This is a genomic window from Mycobacterium sp. NGS63, from assembly GCF_059812295.1.
The window spans coordinates 119,223-137,453 of the sequence record NZ_JCALCJ010000003.1 but is presented as its reverse complement, the minus strand read 5'-3'; the positions used below and the strand labels follow the sequence as shown (position 1 = coordinate 137,453).

The window sequence follows — 18,231 nt, the reverse complement described above, 5'->3', positions numbered from 1 at the left end:
GTCGGCTACGCCTCCAGCTGCGGCTGCATCCGCCGCCGGACGCGCTGGCTTTCCATGCGCGCCCAGATCCGCAGCTGTTCGCGCCCGACGAGGCGGCAGCGATGGGTCGCCGCCAGCCGGCGCGCCGCCTTGGTGAACGCCTGATTGGTCACCACGACCGTCTGATCGCAGCGGTGGTGCAGGGCGCCCGCGACCACCTGTTGCACGGCGGCGACGCCGACGGCCTTGGCCTGCCGCTTGCATTGGACCGCCATGCGGGTGCCGTCCTTCGTGGCGATCAAGTCCACGCCGTAGTCACCGGTGCTGGCGGTGTGGGTGACGCCGAAGCCCACGGTGCGCAGCTGTGCGGCAACGAATTCCTCGAACTCGACACCCGGCATCTCGTCGATGGCCGCCAGGCTCGCCGTCACGTAGCGACGGTCGCGCCGCCGCTGCCGTCCGGCCCGCAGGCGGTCCCGCTGCGCACCGAGCCACAGCAGGGCGGACACCGTGAGGACCAGCCCGACCAGGCCGGCCGAGAACCCGATGACCACGCTTCCGGTCGCCCGCTGGGTGAAATACCAAGGGAGAGCGAACCCGACGACGAGGAGGGACCCGAATATCTTGTCCATGATGCGATGAACCTAGCCGACGGCTACGACAATTCAGCGACAATTCAGCGCAGGCGAAACCGAACCCTGGTGCCGTTGCGGGGTGCCAGCATGATGGAGCGGCGCACGATGCGCTCCGGAAGGTCGTCGACCGCGCTGAACTCCCCCTCACGCAGCAGCGTGTGCAGCACGGTGATCAGCTCCCGCATCGAGAAGGCCGCGCCCAGACAACGTTTGACCCCACCGCCGAACGGGACCCACGCGTAGGTCTCGGGCCGCCGGTCCAGGAATCGTTCCGGGCGAAATTCGTTCGGGTTTTCGTAGGTGCGCGGGTTGCGGTTGATGGCGATGATGTGGATGACGATTCGCGTGCCGGCGTCGACGAGGTAGCCGCCGATCGGGAACGGTTGCGCCGCAACGCGGGCCGTGAACGGCGCCGGCGGGCGCACCCGCAGCGTCTCGTGGATCACCGCGGTCGTGAAGTCCTCCGCCCCGCTGCACGCCTCGGCCTGCACGCGCCGCAGCGCGTCGGGATGGTGCAGCAGCAGGTCGAAGACCCAGGCCAGCGTGGTCGCGGTGGTCTCGTGACCGGCCAGCATCAGGGTGATCAGGTCGTCGCGAATCTCGCTGTCGGACAGTCGTTCTCCGTCGTCGCCGCGCGCAGACATCAGCAGCGCCAGGATGTCGAGTCGCTCGCTCAGCCGCGGGTCGCCGCGCCGTTGCGCGATGAGCGGCATGACCACGTCGTCGATCTCCCGGTTGGCCCGCGCCCGCTGGGACCACACCCGCAGCGCACCCAGGCGCCGCAGCGCGTAGCGCAGCGTCAACTGCTCGGAAACGCCCAGGTTCAACAGGCGTTCGAAGGGCCGGCCCAGCCGCCGGACCTCGTCGGGATCGTCCACGCCGAAGATGACCTTGACGATCACGTCCAGGGTCAGCGCCCGCGCCGCCGCCAGCATCGGGAACGGCCGGTCGACCGGCCAGCCGAGCATCGCCGCGCGCGCGGAGTTCTCCATGATCGGCACGTAGCTGCTCAGGGCGGCGCCGTGCAGCGGGGGCGTCAGGAGCTTGCGCCGCCGCAGGTGCTCCGGCTCCTCCTGCACGAACATCGACCCGGACCCGTAGATGGCGGCCGCGGGACCCACGCCCTCGCCGCCGAGTAGCACGTCGGGCGGCGCGGTGAACACCGTCTTGGCCAGCTCCGGGTCGGACACGATCGCCACATTCCCGAGGCTGAGAATGGGCATCGTCATGATCGGGCCATAGCGGCGGATCAGCCGCAGCATCCGCCGCTCGCCGCCGACGAGGTAGGCGAGCGCATACGCCGCGGCGAAAGCCCAACGAAACGGGCGCGGGGCGGGCAGGCCGGGCGGTCGGCTCACGCTGATGACAGAAACACGGCGGGTGTGGTTGGTCAAGGCGCGCGCGCCGGCCGCCGGGCCCGGTGTCAGGCGCAGTCGGCGCAGACCGGAAGTCCCGAGCTCGTCGAGCGCAGCCGGCTTCGGTGCTGCACCAAAAAGCAGCTCGAGCACGTGAACTCGTCGGCCCGCTGGGGCACCACCGTCACCGACAGCTCTTCGCTGGACAGGTCCGCGCCCGGCAGCTCGTAGAACAGGACGTCGTTGGGGTCCTCGTCGACGACGGCCGTGGCCGAGGCGGGCAGGGGGGCGAGGTCGCGTAGGGCGGCGGCGTCCTGGGTCTCGACGTCCGGTGCGCGGCGTGCGTCGTAATCGCTTGCGGTCGCCATGGGTGTTCCTCCTCCATGAATGCCGGGTTGACGCACTTGCTTGTACTCACCCGTGGCAGAGTCGATACCCCGTTCAGCTGCGAGTTACACCTTTTTTCTTCGGCTTTGACGGAGAATTCGCCGACGCGAATGGGCCGCGGCCGGTCAGCTGCTCGGCGGCGGCGCGGCTTGGCCGGAATTGATTGCTTCCCAGCGCAGTTCGGCGTCGCGGACCCTGCGGTGGGTGCGCATCACCCAGCCGGCACCCGCGGCGGCCAGGACGGCGGCCACCACCACGGCCACCCAGCCGACGGCGGCATGCCCGGTGGCGAACGCGAACAGACCCACGATCAGGGCGATCACGGCGAGCGCCGCGCCGAGCAGGCCGGGCGCGTTGGCACCGTGGTTCAGGGTTTCGCCAGCGTGCTGACGGGTGGTACGTGCGTGATCGACCGGGTCCCTTTTCAGGTGATCCAACTTTGCTCCCCACGAGAACGTTTGTGCACCACTGGCCTTCGCACGGCGCAACCGCCGCCGACCCCTGGCGCGTACCCTCAGCCCGTAGGCATCAAACTGCCCGGGCGCGGGTATGCCGCGCAGATGACCGCCCGAGGCGCGCCCGCAGTCCTGTTCGACGTCGACGGGACGCTGGTCGATTCCAACTACCTGCACGTGTACGCCTGGCAGCGTGCCTTTCACGACGAGGGCATGCCCGTGGGCGCCTGGAAGATCCACCGCTGCATCGGGATGGACGGCTCGCGGCTGGTGCGCACGTTGTCCGACGACGCCCCGGACGACGTGCGCGAGCGGCTGAGCGACGGTCACAGCGCCTATTACGAGGACACCATCTCGCTGCTGGCGCCGTTGCCTGGGGCCCGCGCGCTGCTGCGCCGCGTCGCCGAGCTCGGGCTGCAGGTCGTGCTGGCCAGCTCGGCGCCCGAGGACGAACTGCAGGCCCTGCTCAAGGCCCTCGACTGCGACGACGTCATCGCCGCGACCACGTCGTCACGCGACGTGGACACCGCCAAGCCCGAACCCGGCATCGTGCAGGTCGCGCTGGAGCGGGCCGGGGTCGATGTCGAGCACGCCGTGTTCGTCGGTGACGCCGTGTGGGACGCCCAGGCCGCCGCGGCCGCGGGGCTGCCGTGCATCGGCGTGCTCAGCGGCGGCATCTCCCGCGAGGAGCTGCGGGACGCCGGCGCGGCGCCGGTCTTCGCCGATCCGCAGGATCTGCTCGACCAGCTGGAATCCACCCGCATCGCCGAGCTGGCCCGCGGCGGCTGACTACATCCCGCGGGTGCGCAGCGCCAGGGGCAGCGCCAACCAGAAGAAGGCGAACAGCGCCAGCGCGCACGCTCCGGCCGCGAAACCCGCGGCCTGCCCCGCCACCGCGACGAAGATGATGACCGTCACCCCGGTCAGCGCCGCGCCGAGCAACACCAGCCCCGCGTAGGCGCACCGGTGCGCGGCCGACACCAGGGCCTGCAGGCGATGCCGCCGGAACAGCAGCCGGTGGATGGCCACCGGCGCGATCAGCAGCACGGTCGCGGCCACCGAGCACCCCACCGTCGCGAGGTAGGCGATGTGCATCTGCCCGTCGAGGATGTCGAAGCGCTGCTGGAACGGCAGCGTCAGCAGGAACCCGGTGAGCAGCTGCACCCCGGTCTGCACCACTCGCAACTCCTGCAGCAGGCTGTTCCAATTGCGGTCCAGCCGTTCGATTTCGGTTTCACCGCGCTGATCGCGATCCCAGCGCTGGTCGTCTTCGGGGTGATCGACGTCCATGCCGTGATCATCGCACCGTGCGCGGCCTGGCCGCGCTGAGGGTCAGAGCGAGTAATGTCCCGCCCAGCGAACATCCAATAAAGCGGAGGACGACGATGCCGCCGACCGATCCCGAATGGAGCAAACCCGCCGCCATGGCCATCCCGGCGGAAGGGTACTTCGAACTCCAGCGCGGCAGATACGGGCCGGTCTTTCCCCGGACACCCGCCTGCTATGGGTTCTCGATCATCGCCAAGGTGAAGCCCGGACGCGAAGACGCGGTCCGCGAGTACGGCAAAGTGATCGAGGCCGCCATCGCGGCCCAGCCCGAGCTGCTCGCCCCGCTGCGATTGCACTACCTGCGCTGGATCCTGTTCGACGTCGGCTCCGGACTGCATTTCCAATACCAAGGGATTTTCGATACCGACTTCGACAAGTACACCGAAGACGCGATCCGGCTTTTCTCCCAGTCGGGCGTCACCACCGTGTTCACCAACCTCGAAGGCTTTCCCGAGGATTGGCAAACCAATCCGGAGGCGTTCATCGAGTTCGTGCGCGAGCACCAAGTCCCGAGCTTCCTCGAGTACGGGGAGTACCCCTACGTCACGGCGGACGAGATCAAGAAGGCGCTCAAGCTCAAGGCCGCCTTCTCCGACATGCTCGACCAGATGCAATAAATGCTTGAGTTAGACAACATCCAGCACATCCTCGTGACACGCACACCGGCGATGACGGGGCGCTACGAATTCTTGTCGTTCGGCGACCCGGCAGGGGGCCGGGCGTGGCTGCGCGAACTCGTGGGCAAAGTGCAATCGGCCGCCGACGCACGAAGGACGATGGACAGCCAGGATCGGTGGGTCACCCTCGCGTTCACCTGGAATGGCCTGCGCGCGCTCGGCGTTTCCGAGGAGTCACTGGCTACCTTTCCGGACGAGTTCCGGGAAGGCATGGCCGCGCGAGCCGACATCCTGGGTGACACCGGGGCAAACCACCCCGACAACTGGGTGGGCGGGCTGGCCGACGAGGGCCTGCACGCGATCGCAATCCTGTTCGCGCGCAACGAATCGGAGCACCGGCGTTGTACCGCCGTCCACGCCGACCTGGTCGCCCGGTGTCCGGGAGTGCGCGCGCTGTCCTTCCTGGACCTGAACGCGACCCCACCGTTCGACTACGCCCACGATCACTTCGGGTTCCGGGACCGGTTGTCGCAACCGGTGATCGACGGAACCGGCGAAGAGGCGACGCCGGGCTCCGGGGGACCGCTGCAACCCGGCGAGTTCATCCTCGGCTATCCCGACGAGGAAGGCGTCGTCCCGAAACCTCCCCAGCCCGAAGCACTGTCACGCAACGGCAGTTTCATGGCGTACCGCCGACTGCGGGAGCACGTCGGCCTGTTTCGGAGCTACCTCGAGCAGCAGGCGGCCACACGGGACGGGCAAGACCTGCTTGCCGCCAAGCTCATGGGCCGGTGGCGAAGCGGCGCGCCGCTGACCCTGGCACCCGAGCACGACAATCCGGAGCTGGGCGCGGATCCGATGCGCAACAACGACTTCACCTACAAGGAGATGGACCCGTTCGGCTACGCCGTGCCGCTGGGCTCCCACATCCGCCGGCTGAATCCGCGCGACACGGCCGCGAACATGAACCGGCGCCGGATGATCCGGCGCGGCGCGACCTACGGCGCCGCGCTTCCGGAGGGCGCCGACGACGACGGTGCGGACCGGGGCATCGCCGCGTTCATCATCTGCGCGAGCCTCGTCCGTCAATTCGAGTTCGCGCAAAACGTGTGGATCAACGACCGCACCTTTCACGAGTTGCGCAACGAGCGCGATCCCATCTGCGGAACACAGGACGGCACCATGGAATTCACGATCCCCAAGCGTCCCATCCGCAAGGTTCTCAAAGGGCTGCCCGCCTTCACCACCCTGACGGGCGGGGCGTACTTCTTCCTGCCCGGCATCAACGGCCTCGAGTACCTTGCGAGGGCGCAGTGAGCGCGCCCGCACGCACCTACAACCAGCACCACGTACCCCGCAGACCCACACCGGGCCGTCGGCGCATCAGCATCTACTGGACCTGGAGCTATCCCTGGGAGGCCCAACGGGATCCCGCCGAGTTGGACAATCGGTTCTCCACGATGACCGAGGTGCGCAGGGTGGCCTGGCCCAATTACGAGGGCCCGCAGTGGGATGCGGCGCATTTCCTGCAGGGCATCGTCGGGACCCTGGAGTTGTTCCACCGCTCGACGTTGCGCTTCCAGGATCTTGCCGGCGAGGTGACCGGCCACCCGGTCGCGGTTTTCCAGCGCGTCGACCAGGCCGGCTACCGGCTGCCGATCGACGAACGGATACTGGCCGACACCGACACCCTGATGGTCTTCGGACTCGACCATGTGCTCGGACAAGCCGAGGCGGGGGCCGAGGAGGTCGGCGCGATCCGCGCCTGGCTGCAGCGGGAGGGCACCTGCCTGCTGCTGGCGCCGCACCACGACGTCGGCTTTTCCGACAACGCGGAGCAACGCCAGGTCGAATATCTCCACCACGGTGACCCGCTGGTTCCCCGCCAGCAGCGCTTCAGCCACTACGCGCGCTCCCTGATGCGGGCGCTGGACGTCCCCGTCCACAACACGTGGGGGCTACGGCCGGCCGTCGTCGCGGAGGGCAGCAACCAGATCGCGCCGCTGACGGGCTTCCCGGACCTCGACACCCCGCGACTCCTCGACGGCGTCACCACCTTCAACTTCCACCCCCACCTGCCGCACTACGAACTGACCGCGCCGGAAAGCGACGCCCTGCGGGTGCTCGGCCGGCAGCGCGTCGATCCGACGCGGCCCCATCCCTTCTCCGCGGCGGGCAACACCGAGTTCAACGCGCTCATCTGGATGCCGCCGGCCGGGCAACGGGCCGGCGACATCGTGTTGGTCGACTCCACGAACTTCACGACGCTGTTCGGCGGCACCGACAGCCTGGTGAACTTCTGGCGAAACGTCGCGCAGATGGCGTGAGGGGCCCGGCTAGCGGTTGAGGTTGCCGTCCCGCACCGCGGTCAACGCGTCGTCGAGGGTGGGGTACAGGGGGAAGGTCTTGTCCAAGCCGGTCAGGTGAATGGGTCTCCTGGTGGCCGGACCGCGCGCCACCACGCCGAACTCGGTGGACTTGCCGAGTTTCTCGTACGTGGCGGCCAGGATCTTCAGCCCGACCGAACCGAGGAACTCCACCGCGGAAAGGTCGATGACCAGCGCCGTCGGCCCGTCCGCGATCACCGCGCCGATGGCCTGTTCGAGCGCCGGGGCGGTGACCAGATCGATTTCGCCGCTGACGCTGACCACGGACACGCCGTCGTGGTCCTCAACCAACGTGGTAATCGAGTCAGGAGCTGACAATGGGCGATCCTTTGTCCAGGCCGTAAGTGTGGTGCAAGCGTAACCTGCCGCGCGAACTGCGAGAAGAATATGCCCTCGACGCCCGCGCCGCGATAGCCCAGGCTAGTCTCCAAATGCAGTGCGCACTGCGGAGCGCGACGTGGCACGGGAGGCCAGATGTCAGATTCGCCGTCGGATTTCGGAACGACCAGCACCGCCGCGCAGACGGTCAGTGAGGGTCTGCTGCCCCAGCTGGTCCAGCACCTGCGGCAGAACCGCACCGTGCTGCGCGAGGAGTGGGCCCGCAGGATCACCGAGGCCGAGCTGCTGACCGCGATGACGCCGGAGGAGCTGTTCTCCGAGGCGACCGCCGTCTACGACAACTACGTCGAGGTGCTCGAGACCGGTAGCGTCGAGGCGCTGCAGGCCTACGCCCGCGACCTGTCCGAACGCATCATCCCCCGGGGCGTGGAAACCGACGAGGTGCTCGGCATCGTGCTGCTGCTGCGCGACGTGCTCGCGCGGTCACTGTTCGAGAAGTACCAGGCCGAGTTCGAGATGCTCAACCGGGTGCTGGACGCCTACGAGCCGGCGGCCAACCGCATCGCCAACACCGTGGGCGTGAGCTTCGTGCAGGAACGCGAGCGCATCATCCGCCAGCAGCAGGAGGCGATCCGCGAGCTGTCGACGCCGGTGCTGCAGGTGCGCGAGCAGCTGCTGATTCTGCCGATCATCGGCGTGCTCGACAGCCAGCGCGCCCGCCAGGTCACCGAGCAGCTGCTGCGGGCCATCCGCGCCAACCGCGCCAAGGTCGTGGTCATCGACATCACCGGTGTCCCCACCATCGACTCGACGGTGGCCAACCACCTGGTGCAGACCGTCGACGCGTCGGGCCTGATGGGCGCCAGCGTGATCATCACCGGCCTGTCCTCGGAAATCGCTTTGACACTGGTCACCATCGGGCTGGACCTGTCGAAGATGAACGCCGTCGGCGACCTGCAGGGCGGCATCGAAGAAGCCGAGCGCCTGCTCGGCTACGAAGTCACGCGCACCGGCGAACAGACCGGATAACCGCCATCGACACGAGCAGCCCATGCCAGTACCCATCCTGAAACAGGGATCGATCCTCATCGCCTCGGTGCAGGCCGCGCTGTCCGACTCGGACGCCGAACGGCTCCGCTACGACCTCATGGAGCGGGTCAGCCAGTTCCGCGCGCAGGGCATCATCGTCGACGTCACCGCGATCGACGTGATGGATTCCTTCGCGGCCCGGTCGCTGCGCACGATCGCGCACATGACCCGGCTGCGCGGCGCGGACACCGTTATCGTGGGCCTGCAGCCCGAGGTGGCCTTCGCGATGGTGCAGCTGGGTTTGGCGTTCGACGACATGAACACCGCGCTGGATCTCGAAGAGGGCCTCGCGTTGCTCAACCGCGAAGGCGGAGTGGGGAAATCGACGATCGGGCGCGACGGTGGCGGGTGACCCGCAAGTTCTGGTCGTCGACATCCACAACCCCGACGACATCGTCGCCGCCCGCAAAGCAGGACACCAACTCGCACTCGACCTCGGTTTCTCGCTGACCGACGTCACCATGATCGCCACGGCGATCTCCGAAATCGCGCGCAACATCACCAGCTACGCGGGTCGCGGCGCCGTGCAGGTCGCCGTCGCCGACCGCGAGGGGCGCAAGGCCCTGGTGGTGCGCGCCGAGGACGACGGCCCGGGCATCGCCGACATCGAGCGCGCGATGGAGGACGGGTACTCCACCGGCCGGGGGCTGGGCATGGGCCTGCCCGGGGCGCGCCGCCTGATGGACCGGCTCGTCGTGGACTCCACGCTCGGACGCGGAACGGTCATCGAGATGTGGAAATGGGTTCCCGCCCGTGCATGAGAAAGGCCGGCTGGGCCCCATCGAGTGGGCGGCCGCCGGCCGCCCGCTACCCGGCGAGCAGATCTCGGGCGACCAGCGGATCGCGCTGCACATCGACGACGACGCCGCGCTGTTCGGCGTGATCGACGGGCTCGGGCACGGCCCGGCCGCCGCGACGGCCGCCCTGCGCGCGGTCGACACCCTCGCCAAGGCGCCCGGTGAGCGGCTCGAGGTCCTGATCCAGCTGTGCCACCGGGTGCTGGAGGGCACCCGGGGGGTGGCGATGACGCTGGCGCGGGTGGACTTCGCGGCGGGCCTGCTGTCCTGGACCGGGGTCGGAAACGTCGCCGCCGACTTGGTGGCCAAGGCCGCCACCGGCGTGCAGGTCCGCTCCAGCGCGCGCCTCATCGCCGGCATCGTCGGCTACCGCATCCCGGAAATCCGTCCCGCGCAGGTGGTTTCGATTCGCGCCGGGGACCTGATCCTGATCACCTCCGACGGCATCGGCGACGAGCGCCTGGAGCACATCGACTTCGCCGCTCCCGCCTCCGTCATCGCCGACCACATACTGACCAAGTACTGCAAAGAGACCGACGACGCGATGGTGCTGGCCGCGCGTCATCGGGGGACGTCGATGAGCGAGACATGAGCGAGCCTGACCTCTCCGGCGACTTCCACGCCGCCTACGCCGCCGCCTTGCAGCGCTACCTGACCGAGCGCGACGAGGATGCCCTGGCCGTCGGGCACGAACTGGGACGGCGCGCCCTGCAAGAACGCGTCAGCATGCTCGAAATCATCGAGCACCACTTCCGGTTCGTCCAAGAGCTCGCCGCGGGCGCTTCGATCGACCGGCCGGCGGCTCTCGAATTCCTGTTGCAGACGCTGGCCCCGCTGGACGTCGCGACCCGCGGATTCCTCGACGGCACCAGGCGTTACGCGGAGGAACGCGCCCGCGCCGAGGGCCTGGCCGACCGGGACAAATTCCGCACCGCCCTGGTGAATTCGCTGCAGGAGGGCTTTTTCGTCGCCGACAACGAGGGCTCGGTGATCGAGGTGAACAACGCCTTCGTCGATATCCTCGGCTATCCGGCCTCGGGCCTGCCCTACCGGTGGCCCCACCCGTGGCTGGTCGACAAGAAGACCGCCCGCGAACAGATCGCGGTGGTCCGCACCAACGGCAGCGCCGAGTACGAAACCCCGATTCGGCACCGGGACGGCCATCTCGCGTGGGTGATGGTGAGCATCAACGCGGTCAAGGAAACCGGCAGCGACCGCGACGTCTACGTGGGAACCATCCGGGACATCACCGTGGAGCGCGCATTCGCCGCCCGCGAAAGCGCGGTCCTGCGCCTGGCCACCGCGGTGGCCGTCGCCAAGAGCGTCGCCGAGCTGCTGTCGATCACCCTCGACGAGTGCCGGGCGGCGATCGACGTCCAGCGCGTGATCGCCGTGTCGTGGCCCGGCGGCGGCGGTGAGCCCAGCGTCCAGGTCGCGGGCGACCCCTCCGAAACGTCGTGGCGCAGGCTGGATCCGTGGCTGCAGCACACCTTCTCCGACGCCCGCCATCAGCTGCCGCTGACCGCCAAGACCGTCGACAGCCCCGAAAACCCCGGCAAGGCACAGGGTTTGGTGGCGGTGCTGTCCAACACCGGCGACCTCGCGCTGTGGCTGGAGCTGCGCACCCCGCGCTGGGTCAGCGCCGAGGACCGGCTGTTGGTCACCGTGCTCATCGGCCACCTCAGCCTGGCCATGCAGCACGTGCGCCAGTTCGAGAGCGCCCGCGAAACGTCGCTGACGCTGCAGCGCACCATGCTGCCCCCGCTGCAGCCGCCACCCGGTTTCGCGGTGTGCTACGAACCCGCGGTCCCGCCGTTAGAAATCGGGGGCGACTGGTACGACGTGCTGCCGATCGGCGAAAACCGCATCGGCATCGTCGTCGGCGACTGCGTGGGCCGCGGCCTGCCCGCGGCGGCGATCATGGGTCAGCTGCGCAGCTCGGCGCGCGCGCTGTTGATCAACGGCGCCCGGCCGGCGCTGTTGCTCGAACAGCTCGACTCGGCGGCCTCGCTCATCCCGAACGCCTACTGCACCACCGTCTTTCTGGCCGTCCTGGACACCGAAACCGGGCTGCTGGAATACAGCAACGCCGGCCACATGCCCGCCGTGCTGGCCGGGCCCGAGGCCGGGCAGACGGCCGTGCTGACCGACGCCTCGTCGGTGCCGCTCGCGGTCCGCCGCGGGGAACCACGTCCCCAGGCTTCGCTGGTGCTCCCCCCCGGCTCGACGCTGATGGTGTTCACCGATGGCCTGGTCGAGCGCAAACACGAGTCGATCGACGACGGAATCGGGCGCGCGGCAAGCATTTTGGCCAAGACGATGCAGTCGCCCCTGGAAACCGTCCCGGAGGCCATGGTTCGGGCGCTGGCGCCGGCGTCGGGGTACGACGACGACGTCGCGATGGTGGTGTACCGCCACCGGCCGGCGCGGCTGCGCATCGAAAGCCCCGCCGTGGCAGAGCAATTGGTGATGGTCCGGCACCGGCTGGCGGCGTGGCTACACACCGCCGGCATGCCGGACGACCTGGCCGCCGACATCGTGCTGGTGGTCAACGAGGCGTGCACCAACTGCGTCGAGCACGCGTATCGCGGGCAGCGCGTCGGCACAATGCTGCTCGAAGCCGACATCGCCGACGGCCAGGTCCGGACGCGGATCACCGACTCCGGTTCGTGGAAGACGCCGGCCGCCAACCCGGGCAACAGCGGGCGCGGCCTGGTGTTGATGCGGGCGCTCAGCGAGGCGATGGACATCCAAAGCACCACGACCGGAACCACTGTCGACATCAGCTTCCGCCTGCCGCACGAGGCGTAGTGAGCGGCGACCGTTTGCCCGGCCCGTTTCGGGGGTAGACATCGGCGTGACCCGCGCATCAATCACCGTCGAGCCCGCCCTGCCTGCGGCGCACGGACCACTGTCGACCGCCGTCCGTCGCGCGCTGTCCGGACCCCCCGCACACGACTCGCTGACCCGCATCGGCGCGCCCGTGCGGGATTCCGACCCGTACGGCCTGGACCTGCAACTCGCGTTGACCATGTGCTACGAGCTGCACTACCGCGGATTCGCGGGCGTCGACCCCGGCTGGGAATGGAATCCCGCCCTGCTGCAGTTGCGCGCCGAACTGGAGCGCGCCTTCCTCGCGGGCGTGCGACGCGACGTAGGCCCGATCGAGCCCGGGCACACCGCGGTGAGCGAGATGGAGGCGATCTCCGTCGAGCCCGCCGACGGCACTGGGCCGTCGTATCACCTGCGCGACACGGGAACCTGGGAGCAGATGCGCGAATACTTCGCGCACCGCTCGGTGTACCACCTCAAGGAGGGCGACCCGCACGCGTGGGCCATCCCGCGGCTGATGGGCACCGCCAAGGCGGCGTTCGTGGCCGTCGAGTTCGACGAATACGGCGCCGGCAGGGGTCCGCGGCTGCACCAGCAGCTTTTCGCCGATCTGTTGGACGCGGCGGGCCTGGATTCGACGTATCTGGGCTACCTCGAGGCCGTCCCGGCCGAGGCGCTGGCGGCGGTGAATCTCATGTCGCTGTTCGGGCTGCATCGCTCGTTGCGCGGCGCCGCGGTAGGGCACTTCGCGTCGACGGAGATCACCTCGCCGCCGGGTTCCCGGCGGATGGTCCAGGCCCTGCAGAGGATGGCGGCGCCGCCGGCCTGCATCGGCTTCTACCGCGAACACGTCGAGGCCGACGCCGTGCACGAACAGGTCGTGCGCATCGACGTCGTCGGCGATCTCGTGGCCCGGGAGCCGCACCTCGACGCCGATGTCGTCTTCGGGATACGCGCACACGCCGCGGTCGAAAACCGTTTGGCGGAGCGGATTATGGAGTCGTGGCGGCAGGGTCGGACGTCGCTGCGGCGGCCGCTCGACCAGTAGCCGGGGGGCGCTTCTTCATGTTTCGGCAGCGCCGGTGGCTGGTGTCGCACAACGGATAATCGTCGCTGCGCCGGCATGTGCAGATCGCGACCATGAAGCGGTCGGACTCCACGACCTCGCCGTCGGGCATCTCGATGCGCACCGGGCCGGACACCAGCACCGGGCCGTTGGGCACCACCTGCACCCGGGTGGTGGTCATCGCTTGTCCGCACGGATCACGACGAGTTCCTCTTCCCGGCGCCCCGGCGGGATCCGGCCGATCTCCTCGAGCCACGTGGCCCGCGCCGTCATCACCGGGCCGAACGGAATCCACTTCGAGGCAACGATTTCGGCCTGCATGCCGGCCCATTTCAGGCGATCCAGCGATTGCTGCGCGCCGGCGATCGCCGAATGCACCAGCAGCAGCGATCCGCCGTCGCACAGCAGTTTCGGCGCCGCCTCGCACAGCGGGTCGAGCACCAGCCGGCCGTCGCCGCCGGCATTCCAGGCCCACGACGGGCCCGCGCTCGAACCGATTTGATCGGAGTCGTCGCAGGGCGGGGCCGGGACGTAGGGCGGATTCGCCACCACCACGTCGAACGGCGCGCAGTCGATGGCGTCCACCCACGATCCCTCGCGGACGTCGACGTCCCGGCCCGCCAGCGCGGCGTTGTCGCGCGAGCAGGCCACGGCGTGCGGGCAGATGTCGAAGGCGGTGACGCCGGCGCCACCCATCTCGGCCGCGGCGATCGCGACGAATCCACTACCCGTGCACAGGTCGAGGACCCTACGGCCCGGGATGAGCGCGGAGTCGTGCATCACGTCGACCAGCAACCGGGAATCTTCCTGGGGCTGGTAGACATTGTGCGCGACCGAGATGGCGGGTTCGGGATAGGTGGTTGTCAACGTGGGCCTTTCACCAGATCCGTCGTGGAGCGCCGTGGCGGTCACGGCTTCGGCTGTATATGCCCGCAAATTTGCGGGTTAAAACGGTTCGATCGGCTACCCCGTGGGCGCGTGCGCGAATTGCTTGACGACCGTCTCGCAGAACGCCGGCAGGTCCTTGGGCGAGCGACTGGTGATCAAATTGCCGTCGACCACCACCTCTTCGTCAATGACGTGTGCGCCGGCGTTGCGAAGGTCGGTGCGAATGCTCGGGTAGGAGGTCAGGGTTCGGCCCACGACCACCCCGGCCTCCACCAGCGTCCAGGGTCCGTGACAGATCGCCGCGACGGGCTTTCCCGAGACGACGAAATCGCGCACGAACGAAACCGCGGCCGCGTCGAGGCGCAGCTTGTCCGGGTTGACCGTGCCGCCTGGAAGGACCAGACCGGCGAATTCGCCGACGGAGGCGTCGGATACCGCGCGGTCCACGTCGAAAGTCCCGGCCGGCTCGAGATCGTGGTTGCGGGCCTGGATTTCGCCGTCTTTCACCGACAGCACCTCGACCCGGGCGCCGGCCTGTTCGAGGGCCGCGCGCGGCTGCTCGAGTTCGACCTTCTCGACGCCGTCGGCGGCCAGGATCGCAACTTTCATGCCTTGCAACTCATTTGACATCGCGGGTACCCCCTTCACTGGGCTTCGCGGGTGGTTGGGTTCGGTGATCCGTCACGGCTGGTGCGCAGCGCCGCATAGAGGTCGAGCGCGCCGATCCCGCCGAGGGCCGCGGCCGAGACCGCGCCGCGCCGCCGTCGCCCGCGGCCGCGCGCGGCCACCCCGGCCAGCAGCAGCGACACGTCCAGGACGTCGCCCGCCACCCTGGTCCAGACCAGCTTGTCGGGACCCGCCAGCAGCGCGGCCCCGTGGCCGCATTCGCGGGCACCGAGCGCCCGGATGATTCGGCGCGCGGGGCGCGTGTCATCCACGCCGGCGATCGCAGCAACCTTGCCCGGGGCCGCCAACTCGGTGATTCCCAGCCCGAAGCTCGCGCCGGCGAGGGCTTTCACCAAGGGTGTGGCGGTGTTGCCGGATCGATCAGTCAACGTCGACTCCCTTGCCATGCCGGACGTGCGTCGCCTCAATTCTGCTGTCGCGCAAGCGACGTCGCAGACAGCCGGTCGATCCGGCCCCTGTCGGCGGTAGCCCGAATACCCACAGTGGCATTCGGGTACCCCGCGAGCCACCGGCCAAACCTGCAATCAGCCTGACGCGTCGCGCAGCGCCTCCAGCAAAGGCTGGGCGGCTTCCTTGAGGAACAGGTCCTGCGTCTCGCCACCAATCTGGACCAGCGCGATGTCGGTGAACCCGGCTTCCCAGTAGGGGCGGACGGCGTCGACGATCGCGTCGAGGTCCGGGCCGCAGGGCATCGCGTCGGCGACGTCTTCGGGCCGGACGAACTGGGTCGCGCCCGCGAAACCGGCCGGCGTCGGCAGGTCGGCGTTGACCTTCCAGCCGCCGGCGAACCAGCGGAATTGGTCGTGCGCCCGCTGCACGGCGGTGTCGCGGTCGGGGTCCCAGGACACCGGAATCTGGCCCACCACCCGCCCGCCCCCGGCGAGGTTGCCCGCCTGACGTGCGGCGTGCCACGCGTCGACGAGTTCCGCGTCGGGCTCCACGGCGACGAAGTGATCGGCCAGCCGGGCGAACTTGTCGACACCTTTGGTGCCGGCCATCGCCACCGCGATGCCGACCGGGACGTCGGGCACGTCCCACAGCCGCGCGGAATCCACCTGGAAGTACTCGCCGCGCCAGCTCACCAGCTGGCCGCCGAACAGCTCGCGGATGATCTTGATGGCCTCGCGCAGCATGTCCTGCCGGCGTTCGACGGCCGGCCAGCCTTTGCCGACCACGTGTTCGTTGAGGTTCTCGCCGCTGCCCAGGCCGAGGGTGAACCGGCCGTCGGACAGGATCTGCACGGTGGCGGCCTGCTGCGCGACGATCGCGGGGTGATACCGCATCGTCGGGCAGGTCACGTAGGTGTACAGGTCCACCCGCTCGGTGGCGTGGGCCACCGCGCCCAACACCGTCCAGGCGTTGGGCGCGTGCCCCTGCGAGGCCAGCCAGGGGGAGAAGTGGTCGCTGCACACCTCGAAGTCGAACCCGCGCTCCTCGGCCGAAATAGCATGCCGCACAAGCTCTTTGGGTCCACTCTGCTCGGTCATCAGAGTGTAGCCGAAATTCGTCATGCCGGCATGGTTACCCGGGCGTCAACGGGGCAAACCGGCATGTGCACCGCTCGCGAGCCAAACCGCACTGCGAAAAATGGGGCCCGGAATCGCAGCCAGGTTCGGCTCGCGGCGGTGCGCGCCCGCGAACGGCTTAGAGGCGCTCTTTGACCGCGGTCGACAGGCGGGCCCCGTCGGCCTTGCCGGCGGCGATCGCGGTCGCCGCCTTCATCACCAGCCCCATCTGCTTCATCCCCGGGCGCTCCCCGATCTCCTCGGCGACCTGGGCAATCGCGGTGTCGGCGACGTCGGCCAGCTCGGCCTCGGTGAGCGGCGTGGGCAGGTACTCGTCGATGATGCGCGCCTCGGCGTGCTCGTTGGCGGCCAGCTCGCCGCGACCGTTCTGGGTGTAGATCTCGGCCGACTCGCCGCGCTTCCGCGACTCCCTGGCCAGCACCTTGATGACTTCGTCGTCGGACAGCTCGCGCGCCTGCTTGCCGGAGACCTCCTCCGTCTGGATCGCCGCGAGCAGCATCCGCAGGGTCGCCGTTCGCAGCTTGTCCTGGGACTTCATCGCCAGGGTCAGGTCGGCGCGCAGTCGGGATTTGAGTTCGGCCATGCCTGTGACGCTACGCGCCGCGGCGCCGGTCAAGATTGAGAAATGCCCGGTCCGCCGACAGGATGGAGCCCATGACGAACGACGGGCCGCCGGGTCAGCACGCGCCGGCCGGCTATCCGCCGGGCTACGGCGCCCCGCCCGCGTACGGCCCCCCGCCGGGCTACGGCCCCCCACCCCCGGGCTACGGCCCCCCACCCCCGGGCTACAGCCCGACGCCGCCGGGCTACGGCCCCCCGCCGCAGTGGTACGGCGCACCGCCGCCCGGCTACTACCCCCCGCAACCCTTCGTCCCCGGGGCGGCCAAACCCGGGATCATCCCGCTGCGACCGCTGACCCTCAGCGACATCTTCAACGGCGCGGTCGGCTACATCCGAACCAACCCCAGGGCGACGCTCGGGCTGACCGCGATCTTGGTCGTGCTCATGCAGATCGTCTCGCTGGCCGCGACGGTCGGCCCGCTGGCCGCCTACGGCAGGATCACGGTCGCGCGCTCGGACGAACTCAGCGGCGGGATAGCGGGCGCCTGGATGGGGTCGATGGCCGCCGGGCTGCTGGTCACCTGGTTGGGCGGGATGCTGCTGTCCGGGATGCTCACCGTCATCGTCGGGCGGGCGGTGTTCGGGTCGCCGATCACCATCGGCGAGACGTGGGCCAAGATTCGGGGGCGGCTGCTGCCCCTGCTCGGGCTGGCGCTGCTGGAGGCCGCCGCGCTCGCGACCATCCTCGCCCTGGCGGTCGGGATCATCGCGCTGTTCGCGGCGGTCGGCGGCGCGGCGCCCGCGGTCCTCTTGGGCCTGCCGCTGGCGCTGGTGGTGCTCGCGGCCATCGTCTACCTCTACACCGTGGTGCTGTTCGCGCCCGTGCTGATCGTCCTGGAGAGGCTGCCGGTCACGGACGCGCTCGCCCGGTCGTTCGCGCTGGTGCGCCACGGCTTTTGGCGGGTGCTGGGGATCCGGGCGCTGACGTTCATTGTGGCGTCGTTCATCGGCAACGCCGTCGCGTTGCCGTTCAGCATCGCCGGCCAGATCCTCATCGCCGGCGGCGCCCCGTCCACCGGGACGCTGCTGGCCAGCACCGCGATCGCCGCGGTCGGATCGGCGATCGGCCAGATCATCACCGCGCCGTTCAACGCCGGTGTCATCGTGCTGCTCTACACCGACCGCCGGATGCGGGCCGAGGCGTTCGACCTGGTGCTGCAGAGCGGCGCCGCCGACGGCCCCTACGCGGTCGCGTCCACCGACAATCTCTGGCTCACCCGCCCGGTGTGAGGACCCGCTGAC

General features: G+C 69.3%; 23 protein-coding genes. 11 read left to right on the top strand and 12 right to left on the bottom strand.

The window, feature by feature from the left end; translation table 11 throughout:
* Positions 1–5: 5 nt before the first annotated feature.
* The 4 genes from AC5Y4Z_RS07540 to AC5Y4Z_RS07525 all read right to left on the bottom strand — a co-directional run bounded on the left by AC5Y4Z_RS07540 (position 6) and on the right by AC5Y4Z_RS07525 (position 2,793).
* Positions 6–611 carry a restriction endonuclease gene (locus AC5Y4Z_RS07540; protein ID WP_499962228.1) on the bottom strand — a complete coding sequence of 202 codons (606 nt, stop codon included), beginning with the start codon at positions 609–611 and terminating at the stop codon, positions 6–8.
* 44 nt (positions 612–655) lie between these two features.
* The gene (locus AC5Y4Z_RS07535) at positions 656–2,041 is read right to left on the bottom strand and encodes a cytochrome P450 (protein ID WP_499963263.1); all 1,386 of its coding nucleotides are present in this window, start codon (positions 2,039–2,041) and stop codon (positions 656–658) included.
* Positions 2,038–2,337, bottom strand: a complete 300-nt coding sequence (locus AC5Y4Z_RS07530; protein ID WP_499962226.1) for a DUF4193 domain-containing protein — start codon at positions 2,335–2,337, stop codon at positions 2,038–2,040. The genes AC5Y4Z_RS07535 and AC5Y4Z_RS07530 overlap by 4 nt, the downstream gene beginning before the upstream one ends.
* 144 nt (positions 2,338–2,481) lie before the next feature.
* Positions 2,482–2,793 carry a hypothetical protein gene (locus AC5Y4Z_RS07525; RefSeq protein WP_499962224.1) on the bottom strand — a complete coding sequence of 104 codons (312 nt, stop codon included), beginning with the start codon at positions 2,791–2,793 and terminating at the stop codon, positions 2,482–2,484.
* Positions 2,794–2,916: 123 nt separating this feature from the next.
* Here AC5Y4Z_RS07525 and AC5Y4Z_RS07520 point away from each other — a divergent pair, with 123 nt between their 5' ends.
* Positions 2,917–3,600: an HAD family hydrolase gene (locus AC5Y4Z_RS07520; protein ID WP_499962222.1), complete on the top strand. Its 684-nt coding sequence runs from the start codon at positions 2,917–2,919 to the stop codon at positions 3,598–3,600.
* Here the strand turns inward: AC5Y4Z_RS07520 and AC5Y4Z_RS07515 are convergent, their stop codons facing one another.
* Positions 3,601–4,101 (bottom strand): DUF6328 family protein, encoded by a 501-nt coding sequence (locus AC5Y4Z_RS07515; protein ID WP_499962220.1) that lies wholly within the window; start codon positions 4,099–4,101, stop codon positions 3,601–3,603.
* Positions 4,102–4,196: 95 nt separating this feature from the next.
* On the opposite strand from AC5Y4Z_RS07515, the gene AC5Y4Z_RS07510 reads away from it, so the two are divergent.
* Genes AC5Y4Z_RS07510 through AC5Y4Z_RS07500 form a run of 3 tightly spaced genes read left to right on the top strand, consistent with a single transcriptional unit; the run spans position 4,197 to position 7,084 of the window.
* Complete coding sequence (locus AC5Y4Z_RS07510) at positions 4,197–4,757, top strand: hypothetical protein (RefSeq protein ID WP_499962218.1); 561 nt, start codon at positions 4,197–4,199, stop codon at positions 4,755–4,757.
* Complete coding sequence (locus tag AC5Y4Z_RS07505; protein WP_499962216.1) at positions 4,758–6,074, top strand: Dyp-type peroxidase; 1,317 nt, start codon at positions 4,758–4,760, stop codon at positions 6,072–6,074. It abuts the gene before it with no gap.
* Entirely contained in the window at positions 6,071–7,084 is a 1,014-nt protein-coding gene (locus tag AC5Y4Z_RS07500) for a hypothetical protein (RefSeq protein ID WP_499962214.1), read from the top strand. Before AC5Y4Z_RS07505 ends, AC5Y4Z_RS07500 begins: the two co-directional genes overlap by 4 nt.
* A gap of 9 nt (positions 7,085–7,093) precedes the next feature.
* On the opposite strand, the gene AC5Y4Z_RS07495 is transcribed toward AC5Y4Z_RS07500, so the two are convergent.
* Complete coding sequence (locus tag AC5Y4Z_RS07495; RefSeq protein ID WP_499962211.1) at positions 7,094–7,462, bottom strand: STAS domain-containing protein; 369 nt, start codon at positions 7,460–7,462, stop codon at positions 7,094–7,096.
* A 156-nt stretch (positions 7,463–7,618) separates the two neighbouring features.
* On the opposite strand from AC5Y4Z_RS07495, the gene AC5Y4Z_RS07490 reads away from it, so the two are divergent.
* Genes AC5Y4Z_RS07490 through AC5Y4Z_RS07465 form a run of 6 tightly spaced genes read left to right on the top strand, consistent with a single transcriptional unit; the run spans position 7,619 to position 13,249 of the window.
* Positions 7,619–8,512, top strand: coding sequence for an STAS domain-containing protein (locus tag AC5Y4Z_RS07490; RefSeq protein WP_499962209.1), 894 nt, complete (start codon positions 7,619–7,621; stop codon positions 8,510–8,512).
* Between the two features lie 22 nt (positions 8,513–8,534).
* Positions 8,535–8,924 carry an STAS domain-containing protein gene (locus tag AC5Y4Z_RS07485; protein WP_499962207.1) on the top strand — a complete coding sequence of 130 codons (390 nt, stop codon included), beginning with the start codon at positions 8,535–8,537 and terminating at the stop codon, positions 8,922–8,924.
* On the top strand, positions 8,914–9,333 hold the full coding sequence (locus AC5Y4Z_RS07480) for an anti-sigma regulatory factor (RefSeq protein ID WP_499962205.1): 420 nt from the start codon (positions 8,914–8,916) through the stop codon (positions 9,331–9,333). Before AC5Y4Z_RS07485 ends, AC5Y4Z_RS07480 begins: the two co-directional genes overlap by 11 nt.
* A complete protein-coding gene (locus AC5Y4Z_RS07475; protein WP_499962203.1) occupies positions 9,326–9,961 on the top strand; it encodes a SpoIIE family protein phosphatase in 636 nt (211 codons plus the stop codon). The genes AC5Y4Z_RS07480 and AC5Y4Z_RS07475 overlap by 8 nt, the downstream gene beginning before the upstream one ends.
* A complete protein-coding gene (locus tag AC5Y4Z_RS07470; RefSeq protein ID WP_499962201.1) occupies positions 9,958–12,180 on the top strand; it encodes a SpoIIE family protein phosphatase in 2,223 nt (740 codons plus the stop codon). Before AC5Y4Z_RS07475 ends, AC5Y4Z_RS07470 begins: the two co-directional genes overlap by 4 nt.
* Positions 12,181–12,226: 46 nt before the next feature.
* Positions 12,227–13,249 carry an iron-containing redox enzyme family protein gene (locus AC5Y4Z_RS07465; protein ID WP_499962199.1) on the top strand — a complete coding sequence of 341 codons (1,023 nt, stop codon included), beginning with the start codon at positions 12,227–12,229 and terminating at the stop codon, positions 13,247–13,249.
* Here AC5Y4Z_RS07465 and AC5Y4Z_RS07460 read toward each other — a convergent pair.
* The 6 genes from AC5Y4Z_RS07460 to AC5Y4Z_RS07435 all read right to left on the bottom strand — a co-directional run bounded on the left by AC5Y4Z_RS07460 (position 13,194) and on the right by AC5Y4Z_RS07435 (position 16,951).
* Positions 13,194–13,448, bottom strand: a complete 255-nt coding sequence (locus tag AC5Y4Z_RS07460) for a CDGSH iron-sulfur domain-containing protein (protein ID WP_499962197.1) — start codon at positions 13,446–13,448, stop codon at positions 13,194–13,196. The genes AC5Y4Z_RS07465 and AC5Y4Z_RS07460 overlap by 56 nt on opposite strands.
* A complete protein-coding gene (locus tag AC5Y4Z_RS07455; protein ID WP_499962195.1) occupies positions 13,445–14,134 on the bottom strand; it encodes a HemK2/MTQ2 family protein methyltransferase in 690 nt (229 codons plus the stop codon). Before AC5Y4Z_RS07455 ends, AC5Y4Z_RS07460 begins: the two co-directional genes overlap by 4 nt.
* Before the next feature lie 96 nt (positions 14,135–14,230).
* Positions 14,231–14,785, bottom strand: a complete 555-nt coding sequence (locus AC5Y4Z_RS07450) for a type 1 glutamine amidotransferase domain-containing protein (protein ID WP_499962193.1) — start codon at positions 14,783–14,785, stop codon at positions 14,231–14,233.
* Positions 14,786–14,799: 14 nt separating this feature from the next.
* Positions 14,800–15,210: a malate dehydrogenase gene (locus AC5Y4Z_RS07445; RefSeq protein ID WP_499962191.1), complete on the bottom strand. Its 411-nt coding sequence runs from the start codon at positions 15,208–15,210 to the stop codon at positions 14,800–14,802.
* 156 nt (positions 15,211–15,366) lie between these two features.
* Positions 15,367–16,353 carry an LLM class F420-dependent oxidoreductase gene (locus AC5Y4Z_RS07440; protein ID WP_499962189.1) on the bottom strand — a complete coding sequence of 329 codons (987 nt, stop codon included), beginning with the start codon at positions 16,351–16,353 and terminating at the stop codon, positions 15,367–15,369.
* A 133-nt stretch (positions 16,354–16,486) separates the two neighbouring features.
* Positions 16,487–16,951 (bottom strand): GatB/YqeY domain-containing protein, encoded by a 465-nt coding sequence (locus AC5Y4Z_RS07435; RefSeq protein ID WP_499962186.1) that lies wholly within the window; start codon positions 16,949–16,951, stop codon positions 16,487–16,489.
* A 71-nt stretch (positions 16,952–17,022) separates the two neighbouring features.
* On the opposite strand from AC5Y4Z_RS07435, the gene AC5Y4Z_RS07430 reads away from it, so the two are divergent.
* The gene (locus tag AC5Y4Z_RS07430; RefSeq protein ID WP_499962184.1) at positions 17,023–18,219 is read left to right on the top strand and encodes a DUF7847 domain-containing protein; all 1,197 of its coding nucleotides are present in this window, start codon (positions 17,023–17,025) and stop codon (positions 18,217–18,219) included.
* The last annotated feature ends 12 nt before the right edge of the window (positions 18,220–18,231 follow it).